The following is a 17,346-nucleotide window of genomic DNA, read 5'->3' on the forward strand; positions in this document are numbered from 1 at the left end:
GACTGCGCAAGCAGTGGGAGTGTTGCAGATGAAACAGCGACGCCGGAATTATTACAGCGAGAAGCAGAAAGCGCTGATGTGGGAACGTTAGCGGAAGGGAGAATCTCTCCAGAAGATCGCCCAGCTTTTTGACCGGAACCACTGGTCAGTACAAGGGATTCTGGCTGAGACAGGCGGGATCCAACCACCACAGAGGCATCGATCGAGATTGGCGTTGACGCTGGCTGAGCGCGAAGAGATATCGCGGGCGCTTGTGGCTGACGACTCGATCCAGTCGATCGCCATGCGAGTGGATCGAGCGCCCTCCACGATATGCCGGGAGATCAAGCGTAACAGCGGACCAGATGGCTACCGGGCAAGCCACGCCGATCAGCTTGCCTGGGACCGGGCGTGTCGCCCCAAAGCCTGTAAACTGGTCGAGAAGCGAACGCTGGCGCACATCGTGGCGGCCAAGCTCCAGCTGGAGTGGTCACCGCAGCAGATTGCCGGATGGCTCAGGCACGTGTACCCAGACAACGAGGACTACCACGTGTCCCACGAGACCATCTATCGCAGTCTCTTCATCCAGGCCCGTGGCGCCTTGAAGAAGGAATTGCTGGAACACTTGCGGCGCACCCGCGCCAAGCGTCGTTCGCGCCACCACACGCAGAAGACTGACGATCACGGCAGGATTCGCGACACGGTATCGATCAGCGAACGCCCTGCGACCGTTGAAGACCGGGCCGTACCGGGCCACTGGGAAGGTGATCTGCTGTGCGGTAGTGGCAGCAGCCAGATCGCAACCCTCGTCGAGCGTCAGACGCGCTACGTCATGCTGGTTAAGATAGCCAGCAAGGATAGCGAAACGGTCATCAATGCGCTCATCAAACATGCCAGCAAATTGCCGCAGGAGCTCTACAAATCGCTGACATGGGATCGGGGAACGGAGATGGCTGGGCACAAACGCTTCACCGTCGCCACTGACATCGCTGTCTACTTCTGCGACCCACAACATCCGTGGCAGCATGGGTCGAATGAGAACACGAATGGACTATTGAGCGTCAGTATTTCCCGAAGGGCACCGACCTGTCAGTGTATTCACAGGCCAAACTTACCGCTGTGGCAAGACGATTGAATGAGCGTCCGCGAAAGACACTGGACTAAGAAACGCCCGCCGAACGATTCCAGCAAACTATTGCATCCACCGGTTGAATCCGCCAGGACATCCTGCCGCTACGACTGCGTAATGCAGATGCACGAGTCCTGTGTCTTTCCGGCAACAACTGAACGCATACGAGCGTTGCGTCCGTTCTATCGAGGGACGGAACTCATTGCACACATCGCTGGAGGCAGAATGATCGGAACGAAAGGCCGAAGAATTTCTTGCATCCGGGCAGGCCGCCCATACCTCCTGCCTGATTTCCGACATCCGCATGCCCGGGATGTCGGGTATCGAGATGCATGAGCGCCTTCGTGCCCAGGGACATGCCCCGGCCACCATCTTTATCAGTGCATATCCGACGCCGGCATTGCAGGCAAAAGCGGCGAGTAACGGCGCACTGGTGTTGCTCCAGAAGCCTTACCAGGCCACTGCACTGACTCACTGGATCTCGGTTGCTCTCGGAAATCCCTAGCGAATCATCGACGCTGTGCAGAAGTGCTAACGCACGACGGCGCTCAATGATGACCGTCGTGGGGCAGGCGGGGCTGGATACCAAGCGATTCGGCCTTGCGAACCAGGTCTGGCACGGAGCGCGCGTTCATCTTGCGCATCACCTGACCACGGTGAACTTTGACCGTGATTTCGCTCAGGTCCATCTCAGAGGCAATCTGCTTGTTCAGCAGGCCGGACAGCACAAAGGCCATCACCTCTTTCTCGCGTGGTGACAGGGATTGGTACGAGGCGCGCAAGCCGGCTAATGCGGCCTCGGCCGCGAGCCGCTCGCTGTCCCGCGCCAGGGCCTGAGCCACTGCGTCGAGCATGTCCTGGTCCTTGAACGGCTTGGCAAGGAAGTCCAGCGCGCCAGCCTTCATTGCCTTCACCCCCATCTCGATGTCTCCATGACCGGTCATGAAGACAACGGGGATACGTATGCCGCTATTGATGATTTCCTGGTGAAAAGCCATGTCGCTTTTCCCGCGGAGCCGTACGTCGAGGATGAGGCAACTCGGCCCTGCGGAGTGAGGAGACCGCAGAAATTCGTCCGGGGACTCGAACGTTTCGACACGCAAGCCTACAGAGCGCATAAGCAGGTCGAGAGCCTGCCGGATTCCCTTGTCGTCATCGACGACATAGACGACCGGACCGTCGTTTCCTGCGGTTTCAGTCCTTACTCGGTGGGTCGGACCAGCAGTCATCTGGGTACCTCGCAAAGCCGGAACGGGATCGCATCACATCGCATAACAGCGGAGTGGGTACTCCGCCATCGCCGGACAGCGCCGCAAACACCACGGTACCTTTCAACAGAATTACCGGCAACCCATCGAAATTACCTACGAGCCAGAGCCATCCGCTGACGAATCGAGGAACGAGCACCGTTTCCCAGTCTGTGCTCCGCCCCGACGACTACTGAAGAATGGCCGACCCTTTCGCGGCCGTTCGCGCTCAGCCTCAGCGTGTATCATGGTCCGCATAGCCTCTGGCCTGACGGAGAGACGCTTGTGGATGTATCGTTCCTCATCGACCCGATTCACAAAACCGTCATCAGCGTGCATGACGGCTATTCCCGTGCTAGCGAACTTATCGGCACAGATTTGACCGATACCGCGACCCTGTGGGGTGATGCTGTCGACTCAGATACCTCGGTACAAGTCATCGTCGCGGACGACAGCCTTACAAACAACAGTATCTCGCGCGGCTTTTTTAAGGTTACGCTCGCGCTGGAGAACGTAAGACTGGAACGGGTACTTGCGGGAAAAGCAGTACTCAATGCGTATGGCAGCCCACCTCCCGACATTAAGGAGCAAGTCAGAACGCTCAAGGCCGTGCGCGAGCGGGTCAACTTTATCAGCGTTGAAGACGCGTTTCAGTGGTTCGAGGAAAACACTGGCGGCTCACCGTTTTCACTAGAGGGCTAAAGCGGGCTTGGCCTGAACCGGCTTCAGAATGCGGGCCAAACAATGGCCAGAAGCGGAACGACAAGGGCCGTGATAAGCCCGTTAAGGCCAATGCCAATGGCAGCAAACGCAGCCGCGAGACCATTGAGGGGCGCCACCTGCGCCGCAGCGATGCCGCTTCCCGCTACCCCGGCAGCTAGACCATGTGAGCGCCAATCGTCGATGCGGAACCAACGAAGAACAGTTTGCCCAATCACAGCCGCAACGATACCGCCGGCGATGGCCAACGCGGCGGTGAGCGCTGGTACACCACCAACTTCCTGTGAAACGGCCATCGCAATCGGCGTAGTTACCGCTTTGGGAGCCATGGACAACGCGATGTCTCTGCCGCCATCGAGCAGCCAGACGATGACGACACCGCTGACCGTCGATGTGATAGACCCGGCCAGAAGAGCTAAGCCAAGCCCACGCCAGCTTCGTCGAATGTGCTCGGCGTTGAGCGCAAGAGGCACGGCTAGGGCGACCGTAGCGGGTCCGAGAAGAAAGTTGATGAACTGCGCTCCAGCGAAGTATTCGCTGTACGGTGTTCCCGTTATCCGCAACACCGCGACTATGAGCACAATCGCTATAAGCACAGGATTAGCAATTGGCGACTTGCGGCACAGCCGCTGTACAGCTTGCCCGACAGCGAATGCTGCGACGGTCAGCGTTAGCCACAATAGCGGAGTCGGGGCTAGAGGCGTCCAGATTGTCGTGAACATCGTTACGTTTCCTTGCGGTGGCTATCGAACTGCGTAGTGGCTGAAGACCGCTCCGCGCGTCGCATCACTCGATGCATGACCACGCCGGTCACGATGAGGCCCAAAATCGTCGAAATAAAGACTCCAGCCACGATTGGCAGCCACGCCCGCCGCAGCACGCTGAGCTCCGCCATGATTCCGACGCCCGCAGGCACAAAGAGCAGACCCATGTTCGAAACCAGCGTCGAGGAACTTTTCTCGAGCATCGAGGGGCCTGTCTGAGTCTTCGCGAGCCACTGCTTTGCGGGACCGATAAGCGCAAGCGCGAGTATGAACATGCCAACGACCGGACCCGGTAGGGGCAGGTGGAGAAGTCGTCTGAGTACCTCTCCAATCAGTTGGGCACCAATAAGGATGACTATTGCGAACGGCATGGCGGTTTTGCGGATAAATTCCCGGCGAAAGCCGCATGATGAGGTGTGTGGCCGCGGTGGCCACTTATGCTGTTCTTCACCGGAAGCGTTGGTTTGCTACGTCGATGGAACGTAGGGCTCGCGTTCTATCCGTGAGGCATCCTAACCTCGATAGACTGGAAAGATGGTAGGTGAGTAGCCGCTTATGCAGAACGCTCCTTGCGGCAAATCAGTTTTGCAGAAGAGGGATAGCTGAATGCCAAAAGCGTGTGAAGAACGATAGCGTGACACCGGCGTCGTACGCCCACGTGTCCCTCACGTTGCCCGCGAATTTCGGCCCGTTGTCTACGCTGATGGACGAAGGAAGTCCGCGCATCTCGCGAAAGACATTCAAGTAGCTGCTTCACGCGCGAACTGATGCGGCCAAGCCGGCAAGTGCTCCTTCAGTACGTCTGGCACAAATTTCGAGTTCGCTTACAAGTGACCGCGGTTTAATCACGGCAATCACCTTCAAGGAGGCGCGATGCATCTGAGACGACATTTGGCATTGCTGCTGTCAATGGCTGCTTTGGGTTCGACCGGAGCAAGGGCGAGCGAAATTCAATGTACGACCACGCGGCAAACCGTTCTACCGGAGCCTGCCTTATTGGCGCGCGATGCTTACCGCGGCAGACACACCTGCTGATGCATCTGCTGGCAATAAGCGCTCAAGGGGCCAAAAATGACAGCCGCCACATCCGGGTGAAGGTGCTGCTGCTTTCGTCGTGAAGGATTTGACCTGACCGGAGAGCTCGAAGCCGATGTTGTGACTGCGACCCTGGGACGCACCCTTCGAAGCAACGGCGTAGGCAACCGACAGACCCCGGTTGCTCGCCCTGACAGAGCCGCCGTAGACCGACCTGTGATTTGGAATTGCGAGTGACTCGCCGCGCGGCTAACAAACCGTTACAGGAGAAATGCCTGCAGCTTCACCCGTCGGTTTTTTTGGTCGCCTACGATTGCGTGGGTAGTATCGGACCGCTCGGGCGGACTGCGTAACTTGGACTCGTAATACAAAGTAGGTAGGTATGGCTCTGGTTGTGAAACCGAGGCGCCCTGACGGAGCGCCGGCACCCTTTAGACTCAGGCTGCGTCGGATGCTGACTGCACATGAAATCGCGACGCTCTTGCTGCTACTTAATGCGCCTGTCGAGGTGATGGCTGCGACGCCGGACGTAGTGGCGCTTCGCGAAGTCGGGCTGGTCCAACTGGTTGAATCGGAACAAGGTGAAGCCAGGTTCGCACTTACAGCGGAAGGAAATGCCGTGTTGCGCGTGCTTGGCGCTGGATGATTCTGATTCAAAGCGAAATATGAGCGGCCGTGTGGAGCCCGACCAGGGGAACGTTTCAGCGGCCGCCATGCCCGCCTCCGCCGCCATGTCCGCCTCCACCTCCATGTCCACCATGCCATCCACCGTGCCCGCCATGCCATCCGCCGTGCCATCCGCCGTGCCAACGGTATCCGTACCAGTGATAGCCGTACCAGCCGGCCCAGGTGCCGCAATCGCCCCAAATACTGCAGGTTCCGTACCCCGGCCCGTAGAAAGGATAGCCGTAGACCGAATTGTATGGCTGCGCTTCTCCGTATGGCTGTGCATCTCCATATCCTGGTGCGACGGCGCAACCACCCAGGCTCGCTGCCACGGCGAGCAACGCAATTAACTTACGCACGAATCTCTCCCGAAGCTGAGGGCGAGACACGTCGCGGGTGCGGAGAGCAACGGGAGTGGTTGCGGCAGCCGAAACCATCGAAAGAATGCTTGCTGCGAGTGGCCTGTCGGGTGTGCGTTCGGGTTCGCGTTTTGATAGACATGGTGAGTTGAATTTCCTTTCGAAGCTATTTCGGTGCCGTCGCCGTAGCGCTAGTGCCGGGCAAAGACGCTGCTCATGCGCTGGCGGCAGAACAGAAACTTTGGATATGAGTCCTGGCAACGATGGCGTGCAAGAGTTAAGACAGGCTTAAAAAACAGTTACGCCCTTGTAACCACGGCCGGGGCGGTAAACAAAATCGCCCGTTTCCAGGGAGCGAAGCAATCGAGGCGTCACACAGCGCTTCAAATGTATGGGTCTTGCAAGTTGGAAGGTCCGTGGAATCGCCACGTCTTTGCTCGGTGCGTCAACGGCTGGGCGGCGACCGACGTTCTGTCAATTGAATACGAACCGTGACGTAATGCCACATCGCGCGGCGTTGCTTCACGTCCGACCGGGCGAGGCAAGCCGATATCTATTTCAACCCTCGAAGCAGTTGCTTCGAGGGTCTTGCAGGCGCATCGACGTTATCGGCAGCACCGACGCGTTCCCGGCCTCACGTTTTGAATCAGATACACGGCGTCGTAGATGCCGGGTGTTTCGCGTGATTTGAAGTTGATTGCTGTCATCGACGGCCGTTCATGAGAGGTCTGAAGTCCTGTTGAGCGGATGTCGATGAATCATCGTCGATTGCGCGCTAGCGCTGTGGCGACGACCAGCGAAGCACTACTCACGGCGAAAGACAATGGTTACGCGTCCCATTCCGGCGCGAACGGCGGAGTGACGAAGCGGTGGTCCTTCGGCAACACCGCAATGGCGTGCCGGTCATCATCGTCGAGTTTCACCGTCAGCGCGTCGAGATTGGATTTTTGACTTTCGCGGCGTTGAGCCTTGGGAATAACGGCGACCCCGTCCTGTTCCAGCAGCCACGCAAGGGCAACCTGGGCAGCGGTCACGCCATGCTTGACACCGATTCCCTGAAGTACGGGGTCGTTTGCTGCACGGCCTTGTGCAAGCGGGGCATAGGCGACGAGTGGAATGCCTTTCTCGCGCAAGTAGCTCAGCATTTTCGACTGGTCCAGAAAGGCGTGATACTCAATCTGGTGGCAGGCGATGGGTGCGCCGATTTCCTCGATGGCGGTTCGCAGCATCGTCACGTTGAAATTGCACACACCGATTGAGCGAACCGTGCCGTTCTGCAGAAAGCCTTGCATTGTCTCCATGACGACGCCGAGGTCCATGTCACGCGACGGCCAATGCACCATGTACAGGTCGACATAGTCGACACCGAGCTTGCCGAGGCTGGCGTCCAGTGCGCGACGGAGGGACTCCGGCTTGAGGTTCTCGTGCCATACCTTAGTCGTCAGATGCAATTGTTTGCGCGCAAGACCCGAGGCAGCAATTGCGGCGCCTACGGCTTCCTCGTTCTGGTACATCTCGGCGGTGTCGATGTGTCGATATCCGAGCTCCAGTGCACTTTCGACTACCGGCTGACAATCTCCACCCGGCATACGGTACGTGCCGAATCCGAGGCGCGGCAGGTCAATGCCCTGTGTCTTCAAAACTTCCATTGATGCTCTCCCAAGCTGGTTCTGGTCCACAGCGCGAACCGCCGCAGAGTTCAGGAGGACAATTTCGCATTTTTTGATTGTTGAATAAAGTACGTGCTGTTCAAATCACTCGTGACTAAACTATCGGAATGACACGAGCCTCGGAGAGGGGATGACATTTGATGGCCGGCTGTTTTCTGGCATCACCGTACTCGCCGCAGTCGCGGAGAGTGGCAGTTTCGTGCGAGCAGCAGACGCTCTCGGATTGTCGCCATCGGGCGTTAGCCGCGCTGTTTCACGCCTCGAGAATCGGGTAGGCGTGCGGCTGCTTGACCGTACGACGCGCTCGCAGACGCTGACCGACGAAGGGAGACGTCTATATGACGCAGTTGGCCCGCATCTGACAGGCATCGAAGAGGCGGCTTCGGCGGCGTCGGGTTCAGCGAACGTTGTGCAGGGAAAGCTTCGTGTTAACGTCGACCCGTTCTTTTCAAGGACGGTGCTGGCGTCACGATTGCCAGATTTTCTGGCACACCATCCTGACCTCTCGCTCGAACTCATCATGCGCGACGACGTTGGCGACCTCGTGGCAGATGGATTTGACCTCGCGGTGCGTTTTGGACCCCCGCCAATGGGAACCCTGATTGGGCGCAAGCTACTCGAGACGCGCATCATTACGGTCGCATCTCCCCGGTATGTGGCTGAGCACGGGCAGCCAGGAAAACCGGAGGAGGTGAGCAAACATCAGCGAATCATGTTTTATAACCCGGTGACGGCGAAGCCCTTCGAGTGGGAATTCCATCGGGGTAAGAAGGTCACGGAGATACCGGCAGAGGGGCGCCTCCTCGTGTCGGACGTGGAAACCATGCTCGGCGCGTGTATCGCCGGCGCTGGCATCGCCCAGGTGATGGAGATTGGCGTCGAGCAGGTAATGCGTGAGGGCTTGCTTGTGGACCTCTTCCCGGACTGGTCGGACGAAAGATTTCCGCTGTACGCGCTCTTTCCCTCCCGACGCCATCGAGCTGCAAAAGTTGAGGCGTTCATCAATTTCTGCCTCGAGTCATTATCGGCAGCCGCACCCGTTACGCACCGTCAGATAAGCCCCCGGGGGAACGCCGGCAGCGCAAAAACTAAGGCGAGCACCTCGCGGTGAGCATCACGATTGATATCAATGCGGCGCACGAAGTCCAGTCTCTTGCGACACTCACCACTTCGACGAGACGCAGTTGCCCAGTTCGTGCGCAAGACTTCACGCTCCGATTCGGAGTGACTCGTTTTGCCGCAAGGCTCGATACGTCTCGCTGGGCGCTAAATCCGCCGCGGGCTCACTCCTCACTTAGCTCGAGGCGCGCGTTCTGGTTCTTGCCGCCTTTGAGTCGGAAGCCGCAATCCACTAGAGTCAATCAGTTGAAGACTTAGGTGCGGAACGTCTCAGCTGCCTCGCGCAATTGTTGAGTTTTGGCTTCCAGCGCTGTTGCAGCACTTACACCGTCCTGAACGAGTGCCGAGTTCTGTTGAGTCATGCGGTCCATTAGCGAAACCGCAGCGTTGATTTGGTCGATACCAGCGCTTTGTTCGCGAGAGGCATTTGCGATGGCATCGACCAGCTCGGACACCCCCGTCACAGAGCCTAGAAGCTCGACAATGGTTTCTCCTGCAACTTTCACTGCCGTGCCGCTTGAATCCACCTCTGCCGTGACGTCTTTAATCAAGACGGCAATCTCTTTCGCGGCCGTTGAGCTGCGTTCCGCCAGTCCCCTTACTTCCTGAGCCACAACCGCAAATCCACGGCCTTGAGCTCCCGCGCGTGCCGCTTCCACAGCTGCATTCAGTGCGAGCAGATTGGTCTGGAACGAAATGCCTTCGATGACTGAAATGATTTCCCTAATCGGGGCGGAACGCTGGGCAAGACTCTGCATCTGGCGGACTGCATCGGCGGCAGCGCGGTCACCTTCGCGCGCCTTGTCTGAGGCGATGCTAGCAAGCTCGCGAGCCTGTTGCGCGTGGTCGGCGTTTGCCTTAACCGTCGAAGCGAGTTGTTCCATGCTCGCGGAGGTTTGTTCGATACTTGCAGCTTGCTCCTCAGTCCGGCTGGAAAGTGCTGTATTGCCTGCACCAATGCCGGATGTCGTAATTGCGATGGTGTTGGTCGACCACTGGATGTCGCCAATCATCGAAGCCAGCCTCGAGCGCATCAGATTCATTGCATACATTACGCTGCGCGCGTCGCCGTCTTTAAGCGGAACCGCAACGGATAAATCACCTTCAGAAACACGATGGGCGACGCTGGCCGCAACTGCCGGCTCGCTTCCCAGTTGCTGGAAAAGCATCCGCGCCAATGACGCACACAGCAATGCGACCATCGCCACGCCGGCTGCAATGGAGCCAGCAACGACCCATTGCACGAGCCGGCTCGTACGCATCGCGCCGTTGTATTCTTCCTGCGCTTCTGAAAGCTGGGGCTCGCGCAACTTTGCCCCCTCGGACTTCACGGCTGCAGCGGTTGGCTCGATGGTTTGCGTGACAACCCATTGAGCCTCTGAAAGGTTATTAGCCTGAAGCAGAGGAGGCAATCAGTTGGCGCAAGAAAACCATTGAGGAATTCGTCACCAAACGGAGGGTGCGGTCTCGTAACTCCAGGTTGCGAGGCGCGGTCTGTGCCGTTCAACGAAGGTGACATGAGCCGCAACCTCTGTTTCCTGTCTGGACGTCACATCGCCCCGACTACGGGCAGTTTGCGTTCGACTCCGAAGACGTTCAGCAATGCCTGTCTCTGCCTTCGAGATGTCGTCCAGGGACGCTACGGACAGTTGTTCGTCCAGAATTGCGAATGCGAGCCTTTGCGAGGAACGCAGTATGCCAGGCGCACAAGTCTCTGGGAAGGCGACCCGGACGTTCATAGCGCCATCCTGCGCACGTCGCCCGCCGCCAATCCGGTTGGCTGAGGGCGGGCGACGCGATATTCGCTTAACTCAGGAGGGTCATCTGCACGACTTTCACGATAACCAGGCAGACTGCCACGATGAGATAGCCGCGTAGCACACCCATCCAGATGCGTTTGGACAACGTCAGCTTCGGCGCCGGCAGTTGGTCCAGCGGGGGCATGCGCCAGGTTGCCCGCGCGTCTTTCGAATACGCTCGGGCAGCATCGTCGGTTGAGTCATCCGCTGGTTCGCGGCGCAGCTTGCGAGCCGCGAGTGTTGCTGCAAAGCCGACGATGGCCAGCAGTGTGCCGCCAGCGAGCACCTCGAGAATCGTTTCGCCAGCGATGTCCGGGTACATCACCGACGCAGTCAGGATGATGGACAGCATCACGAGCACCCAGACCACCGCACCCGTGAACAGGTTGAGTTTGTTTGAGTTGACCCATGGACCGAGGACGACCTTGTCGTTGCACAGCAGCAGCAAAAAGACCGTTGCGCTGGGAAGCAATACGCCCGCGAGCGTCTGTACCGCTTCAGTCAGCAGACCGAGTGGGCTACCTGGAATCAGTACCAGAGCTGCTGCGGCTGCGATGATGCCAAAGTACACCAGATAGAAACCCTTCGCGTCCGACACGGGGCGATGCAACGAGTGACGAATCCTGAACACGTCGCCGATGGCATACGCGGTCGACAGCGACACTGCCGCAGCACCGATGATGCACGCATCAAGGAGTGCCACGGCGAAGAGGACGGCCGGCGTGCGGCCCGCATATTTTTCCAGGCCAGCGATGACGCCACCCGCGTCCGTGAAATTGCCGAACTCGGGCTTGCCTGCATACAGCGCAGCGCAGAACGAAATCATCGCTACCGCACCAATCATCACGAACACAATGCCAATCGACAAGTCGGCTTTCTCATACTTCATGAAGCGCGGTGTGATGCGTTTATCGATGATGTAGCTTTGCTGGAAAAACAGTTGCCACGGCGCGACGGTGGTGCCGACGATGGCGATGACGAGCAGCATCACGTCGCTGAGTTTCGAGTGTGCGGGCCAGCCGGGAATCAGCAAGTCGCGCGTCATCTGGCCAACCGGCGGGTGAATCGACACCAGCACCGGCACCAGTAACAGACTCAGCACGCACAGCACCACGGCGAAGCGTTCGAATCGCCGGAAATTTCCCGTGCTGACCGCAGCCATTGTCAGCGCCGCCGCAATGCATACGCCGGCAATCTTGGAGACGCCGAAGAAGTCGAGGACGAACGTGATGCCGATGAACTCGGTCACGATGGTGAGCGCATTGAGAATGAACAAATCGACGACGCTGAACGCACCCCAGAATTTGCCGAAGCGTTCGAAGATGAGGCGCGCGTGGCCGACGCCGGTCACCGCGCCCAGTCGCAGCACCATTTCCTGGTTGACGAAGAGGACGGGTACCAGCAGCAGCATGGTCCACAGCAATGTGGTCCCGTAGTTCTGCCCCGCCTGCGTGTAGGTCCCGAAGGCGCCTGCATCGTTGTCGCCAACCATCACGATAAGGCCTGGGCCCAGGATGGCCAGCAGTGTACGGAAGCGGGCCCACCAGTTGGTGCGCGGGGCAGTGTCGTGGTGGGCGATGGTGCCCAGAGCACCCTTGATGTCCCCGAGGTGGGCGTCATCAAGCACGGCGCTGCGTGGCGGTGAGACATTCGCTGGAGTAGACATTTTGCTTTCTTCCCTGATTGTCGTTATTGAAAGGAAAATGCGCACCTCCGGCATACGTAAGGGCGTGTGTCGCCGAGTGGCTGCGTCGCTTGCGTATGGCGGAAAAGAGCGCGCGAAGTTACGAAATGAGGATCTTCAGACGCTGCCAGAGCGCTGCGAACCCGTGCGGTTCGCGGGCGTGCAGCGCGAGCATGGCGTCGTAGTGGACGCGTGATTCCTGGACGTGCGGCAGTTGTGGCAGGAGGAGGGCGAAGCTCATGATGTTTCTCCGGGCGTCTGGCTTGACGCGGTTCGCGGAAAGCCAGCAGACATGGAGGTCGGGCGCACTATGCGTCGCATCGACGAACGTCTACTCGCTTTCCTCAGGCAAAGGTAAAGGTGAGTGGCATAAGGGATAACTGTCACTGTCCGGCATGGCGGCTCCTTATCGGCGATTGCTAGGCACGCGTTTATCCACGCGTCCACTGCGCCGCCAGTGATTCGGGAGGGCGCGAACGGACGCAGCCGCGAGCTGACGCATCGCGACGCGGTACCACACGGACGCGCGCAATCGCTGCGTCTATATGGCGCTATCAAGGTGCACGGAGAGAGTGACTACGGCGCGCACCGTCTGCCTGCTGGCAAGACGGCGGCTGGGAAAGGAGAGCGCGGACGTCCTGCCGGTCAGGCAGCGAAACTGTTCGAAAGTTGACTACTGCAGGTGTCCAAGGCATCAGCCCCGTTTGTGAAGACCTTTAAATTTTAAGTGGTCCGAGAATTTGAAGTCAACATCAATCGGTAAGCAGAGCCAATATAATTTTTAAACCCCACGTCAGGATGCGTGACCAACACCAGAGCGCGCTCGCGTCTTTCAGAATGACAGGCAAGAAAGGTGATGAAGGGCGCAGATGCGGCTGCGAATGTGAAACCGGATCATTTGTCCGCTGACTTCGTCAGAGGATTCGCAGTGCGATGTCTTTTGTGCTTTTTTTGCTTGTCGTTTTACATGCATGCCGAATACAATCCGCCCGTCGCATCAAAAGGAGTCCCTCGTGGACGCATGCTCTAGTAGTGGAAGTCCGATGCCGGCCTGTGCCGGCGACATAACCGCGAGATAGCCGCCGCAGGACCACTGCTTCGCCGCTAACTCGCTCTGGTCGGGTTGGCGCGCTTCACCACTGACTGGCTTCTGCCGGTCTGTCAGCAGCACGCTCCCTCTGTTTGACCGCCTTTCGCAAATCCGCGTTTGCGAGATGCAGTCACGTCTTCATACGTCGGCCGGCTTCGTCGGGCTGGACGGGAGTGGGCTTATGTTCGTTAAAGCTATTGTTGCGTTTTTCGGTGGCGCGGTGCAGGTGCCACGCCCGATGCCCTCTGCTTCCCGGGCACTGTCGGTGCACGTCCGGGAGAACTGGGCAGTGCGGATTGCCGCATGTGCGGCCCGAACCCATTTTCCTGTAGCGCCGGCCGCGGACCGGGCGACTGCCGCAAATGGCTGTGCACTCCGGCACGCCGGTAGCACTTGCAGGTCCGCAGTCAACCCGCTGCGCTACGTCGGAAAGATGGTCGCGCGTGCAGCGCCGCGGGCTGCCTATGTGGGCGGTCCATTAACGCCGACCGGCTACGCGATTCTGTCGATGACGGTCGCCGCCGTCGCGATGGTCATGATGCTGTCCACCTCGTCCGTTGGTAACGAACTGGGCCGTGCGTTACGACTGAGCTGGTGGTTTTCCTGAACGGGGACTGGGTTCCAGGTTCGATCACTCCACACGTGACGCATCCATAAAACGAACCGATTCTTCCACCTGATTACCTCGGCTCCATCTGTCATGAAGAAAAACATGAAGACCAGGCTTCTGACGTCTGGTGGACCCATCAGCCTCACCTTGCTGCTGTCTCTCGGTGTCGTGCCGCCTGCTCTCGCTCAGGCCAGCGGTGAAGCGGCGCCTCCTGCAACGCTGGCTCAAGGTGCACCGTCATCGTCCCTGGCCGGAACGAACAATGCGTCGGCCGTAGACCAAACGCCGCCCGCACCGACCGGGTTCTGGGACCGCTCTAACCTGTTCGGCGACATGGGAGGAATACGTCCCTGGCTCGGCAACTATGGCGTAACGGTGAGCCTCCAGGAAACCAGCGAATATCTGAACAACCTGTCCGGCGGGGTGAAGCGTGGTGGCGCCTACGATGGGCTGACCCTGTTCGGCCTGGTCGTTGATACGGAAAAAGCGGTGGGGCTGCCGGGCGGCACCTTCAACGTGTCAGCGCTGCAGATTCACGGCAGTAGTCTGAGTCAACGCAACCTGCTGACTCTGCAGAGTGCGAGCGGCGTCGAAGCCGCCGACGCGACGCGACTGTGGGAGCTCTGGTATCAGCAATCGCTGGTCGGCGGGAAGGTGGATGTGAAGGTTGGGCGGCAGAGTCTCGACCAGGAGTTCATGGTGAGCCAGTACGCGACTCCGTTCATGAACGCGACATTCGGATGGCCCGTGCTGCCGTCGGTCGACATGCCGGCGGGCGGCCCGGCCTATCCACTCTCGTCCTTGGGTGTGCGCGTACGCGCGAAGCCATCAGACCCGTGGACCTTACTGGCCGGCGTCTTTGACGGAAATCCGGAGGGCAGCGGCGCTGGAGACCCGCAGAAACAGAACAGCCACGGCACGAATTTCAATCGGGGCAACGGCACGCTGTTCATCGGTGAGGTGCGGTACGCGATAAACCAATCGTCAGCGAATTTGTCGGACGCGCGACCAACGGGGCTGCCCGGCACATATAAGCTTGGGTTCTGGTACAACACCCAGCGTTTTGCGGACCAGCAATTCGACAACACCGGCCTGTCGCTGGCGAATCCCGCAAGCACAGGCATCCCACAAAGCCATAGCGGCGATTACAGTTTCTACGCCGTTGCCGACCAGATGGTCTGGCGCCCGAGCGCGGACAGCCCGCAATCGGTCGGAGTCTTCGCCAGAATCATGGGTGCACCCGGCGACCGGAATCTGGTCGACCTGGGCGTGAACGCAGGTGTGACATTGAAAGCTCCTTTCAAGGGGCGCGACAACGACGTTGTCGGCCTGGCCGTGGGCTACGCGAAGATTGGCTCGCATGCACGCGGACTCGACAGCGACACGGCCGCTTTCACCACGCCGGGGTATCCGGTGCGCAGCGCTGAAACCATCATCGAGGCGACGTACCAGTATCAGGTCACGCCCTGGTGGCAGTTGCAAGCCGACTTCCAGTACGCGTTCCGGCCGGCGGGCGGTATTCCGAATCCGGAGAACCCGTCGCAGCGTGTGGGCAATGAAGTGGTGCTGGGTGTGCGTACCAACATCGTGTTCTGACCAGTTCAACAGGGGCCTGCGCCGGTGTCTGCGAGACGGTGTGTCGGCGCGCGGACCCAAATCGGTATGAGAACCGTTGACGTTCTCGGTTAGGCCGCGTTTTAGGGGCTTTGTGATTCAGGTTTCCTGAATCAATTACGCTACGTAGTGGCGAACAAAAATAGGCAAGTACTTCACGATGGCATCGAAACACGAAATCAAGCGTTTCAGGGCAAACCTCTCTGATGAACTTCATAGTGCTGCGCTATACGAGACGCTTGCAAAGGTCGAGGAGGATGAAATCCGCAAGCAGGTCTACGGCGACCTGGCCAAATCAGAGCGTGACCATGCGCAGGTGTGGGCGGAAAAGCTGAGAGCCAACGGGGTCCGCCCGAAGGGAACCGGGCAGGCCGTCAAGACACGCCTGATGAAGACACTGGTCCGCTTGTTCGGCGCGGGTTTCGTATTGCCCACGCTTGCTGCGGCGGAGTACGCGGACCGGAACAAATATCACGGGCAACCGGATGCGGGGCGCATGTCGGCCGACGAGCATCACCACGCCGCAGTGGTCCAGACGCTGGCTCATGGCGGCGACCCGGACATGTCGCAAGGCGCGCGCATCGCCGCAGCGGAGTCATGGCACAAGGGGGTGTCGTCGGGGAACGACCTGCGCGCAGCAGTACTCGGCGCGAACGATGGCCTCGTCTCCAACTTCTGTCTGATTATGGGCGTGGCGGGTGCGGGAACGGGCAACAAGGCAATCCTGCTGACAGGGCTGGCCGGGCTGATAGCCGGAGCGTGCTCAATGGCGCTGGGTGAATGGCTTTCGGTGACCAACGCGCGGGAGTTGGCTAGCACCCAGATTGCTAAAGAAGCCGACGAACTCGAGACTTCGCCCGAGGCCGAAGAGCACGAGTTGGCGCTGATTTATCGTGCGAAGGGGCTCGAAGCCGATGAGGCGAAGCGCGTGGCATCGCAGATGATGCGCGACAAGGACAAGGCCCTTGATACGTTGACACGGGAGGAGCTTGGACTGGACCCGGCGGAGCTGGGCGGGAATCCGTGGTCGGCTGCTGGCGTCTCCTTCTGCCTGTTCTCGGTCGGTGCCATTTTCCCGGCGATGCCGTTCTTATGGACGCAAGGATTCCACGCTATTGTGCAGTGTATCGTTCTGAGCGCGCTTGCGCTCGCATCGATCGGAGTCTTCACGTCATTGTTTAACGGACGAAGCGCGGCATTCTCCGCATCGCGCCAGGTTGCCATTGGACTTGTCGCCGCCGCTTTCACGTTCGGCGTTGGCCGGCTCCTGGGCGTGTCTGTCTCGTAGTGCCTGTCTACCCGGAGGCGCTGCTTCGGGATTAGCGAGTCAGTCGCCCTGATTACACTGTGCACTCCCACGCTAGGGCTCTGATGTGCTGGACCCGACGCCAAACTTGAGCCTGCACATGCATGGATTTCGGAAGAGCGTTAGCGAAGGTGGACATGAAAGCGGCTCCCCGTCTGAAACTCAAGGCGCAACTGACTGTCCTGCTGGTGGCCGGATGCATGACGGAGATGTGCGAATGGGTAATTTCCATTGCCGCAGGGTTGACCGTGGGCGACATGTCGCCAACCGCTTTCGTTGTGTCTGGCGGGGGCAACGGTGTTGCTGGCGCACCGATGGATTCTGGTGGGCGTGCGCAAGGCGTTCGATAAAGGCGTCGCGCAACACCACGTGGTGCTGGAAGGCAGTCCACCTCACATCATGCAGATTGAGCGTACCTTCCCAGGGCGCTGGCTGGCGATCCTGTATATCCAGTTGCACCCTGAACTGATTGATGAAGGCGCCTGACCAACGCGCGACCCGCAGGCCTTCCAGTTTGCATCTCTGAAAACCACGGGGTCCTTCAGAGGTTAATCT

General features: G+C 59.1%; 13 protein-coding genes and 3 pseudogenes. 8 read left to right on the top strand and 8 right to left on the bottom strand.

Translation table 11 applies throughout. The features are described from left to right. The first annotated feature begins 28 nt into the window (after positions 1–28). Positions 29–1,143 (top strand): annotated as a pseudogene (locus P0D89_RS44795) (IS30 family transposase). 218 nt (positions 1,144–1,361) lie between these two features. Then, positions 1,362–1,613 (top strand): annotated as a pseudogene (locus tag P0D89_RS44800) (response regulator); the annotation flags it as partial. Positions 1,614–1,656: 43 nt separating this feature from the next. Here P0D89_RS44800 and P0D89_RS44805 read toward each other — a convergent pair. After that, positions 1,657–2,337: a response regulator transcription factor gene (locus tag P0D89_RS44805; protein ID WP_408366381.1), complete on the bottom strand. Its 681-nt coding sequence runs from the start codon at positions 2,335–2,337 to the stop codon at positions 1,657–1,659. Positions 2,338–2,640: 303 nt separating this feature from the next. On the opposite strand from P0D89_RS44805, the gene P0D89_RS44810 reads away from it, so the two are divergent. Beyond that, positions 2,641–3,057 carry a hypothetical protein gene (locus tag P0D89_RS44810; protein ID WP_408366383.1) on the top strand — a complete coding sequence of 139 codons (417 nt, stop codon included), beginning with the start codon at positions 2,641–2,643 and terminating at the stop codon, positions 3,055–3,057. A gap of 23 nt (positions 3,058–3,080) precedes the next feature. Here P0D89_RS44810 and P0D89_RS44815 read toward each other — a convergent pair whose 3' ends face one another. The 4 genes from P0D89_RS44815 to P0D89_RS44830 form a co-directional block, all read right to left on the bottom strand. Then, on the bottom strand, positions 3,081–3,797 hold the full coding sequence (locus P0D89_RS44815; protein WP_408366385.1) for an LrgB family protein: 717 nt from the start codon (positions 3,795–3,797) through the stop codon (positions 3,081–3,083). A 2-nt stretch (positions 3,798–3,799) separates the two neighbouring features. After that, entirely contained in the window at positions 3,800–4,210 is a 411-nt protein-coding gene (locus tag P0D89_RS44820; RefSeq protein ID WP_408366387.1) for a CidA/LrgA family protein, read from the bottom strand. A gap of 1,151 nt (positions 4,211–5,361) precedes the next feature. Continuing rightward, positions 5,362–5,655: a hypothetical protein gene (locus P0D89_RS44825; protein ID WP_408366389.1), complete on the bottom strand. Its 294-nt coding sequence runs from the start codon at positions 5,653–5,655 to the stop codon at positions 5,362–5,364. A 1,071-nt stretch (positions 5,656–6,726) separates the two neighbouring features. Further along, positions 6,727–7,578 (bottom strand): aldo/keto reductase, encoded by an 852-nt coding sequence (locus P0D89_RS44830; protein WP_408366391.1) that lies wholly within the window; start codon positions 7,576–7,578, stop codon positions 6,727–6,729. A gap of 121 nt (positions 7,579–7,699) precedes the next feature. Between P0D89_RS44830 and P0D89_RS44835 the strand changes: the two genes are divergently transcribed. Further along, positions 7,700–8,680: a LysR family transcriptional regulator gene (locus P0D89_RS44835; RefSeq protein ID WP_408378637.1), complete on the top strand. Its 981-nt coding sequence runs from the start codon at positions 7,700–7,702 to the stop codon at positions 8,678–8,680. Between the two features lie 262 nt (positions 8,681–8,942). Here the strand turns inward: P0D89_RS44835 and P0D89_RS44840 are convergent. From P0D89_RS44840 to P0D89_RS44850, 3 genes and pseudogenes are all read right to left on the bottom strand, one after another. Next, positions 8,943–10,091 (bottom strand): annotated as a pseudogene (locus tag P0D89_RS44840) (methyl-accepting chemotaxis protein); the annotation flags it as partial. A gap of 403 nt (positions 10,092–10,494) precedes the next feature. Next, positions 10,495–12,153, bottom strand: a complete 1,659-nt coding sequence (locus tag P0D89_RS44845; protein WP_408366397.1) for an NRAMP family divalent metal transporter — start codon at positions 12,151–12,153, stop codon at positions 10,495–10,497. A gap of 118 nt (positions 12,154–12,271) precedes the next feature. Continuing rightward, complete coding sequence (locus tag P0D89_RS44850; protein WP_408366399.1) at positions 12,272–12,412, bottom strand: hypothetical protein; 141 nt, start codon at positions 12,410–12,412, stop codon at positions 12,272–12,274. A 1,282-nt stretch (positions 12,413–13,694) separates the two neighbouring features. Between P0D89_RS44850 and P0D89_RS44855 the strand changes: the two genes are divergently transcribed. The 4 genes from P0D89_RS44855 to P0D89_RS44870 all read left to right on the top strand — a co-directional run bounded on the left by P0D89_RS44855 (position 13,695) and on the right by P0D89_RS44870 (position 17,277). Further along, positions 13,695–13,868, top strand: coding sequence for a hypothetical protein (locus P0D89_RS44855; RefSeq protein WP_408366401.1), 174 nt, complete (start codon positions 13,695–13,697; stop codon positions 13,866–13,868). Between the two features lie 93 nt (positions 13,869–13,961). After that, the gene (locus tag P0D89_RS44860) at positions 13,962–15,467 is read left to right on the top strand and encodes a carbohydrate porin (RefSeq protein ID WP_408366403.1); all 1,506 of its coding nucleotides are present in this window, start codon (positions 13,962–13,964) and stop codon (positions 15,465–15,467) included. Positions 15,468–15,645: 178 nt separating this feature from the next. Beyond that, entirely contained in the window at positions 15,646–16,773 is a 1,128-nt protein-coding gene (locus tag P0D89_RS44865; protein WP_408366405.1) for a VIT1/CCC1 transporter family protein, read from the top strand. Between the two features lie 315 nt (positions 16,774–17,088). Further along, positions 17,089–17,277 carry a hypothetical protein gene (locus P0D89_RS44870; RefSeq protein WP_408366407.1) on the top strand — a complete coding sequence of 63 codons (189 nt, stop codon included), beginning with the start codon at positions 17,089–17,091 and terminating at the stop codon, positions 17,275–17,277. The last annotated feature ends 69 nt before the right edge of the window (positions 17,278–17,346 follow it).

The sequence above is a fragment of the Paraburkholderia sp. RL18-085-BIA-A genome, from assembly GCF_046027075.1.
Lineage (GTDB): Bacteria > Pseudomonadota > Gammaproteobacteria > Burkholderiales > Burkholderiaceae > Paraburkholderia.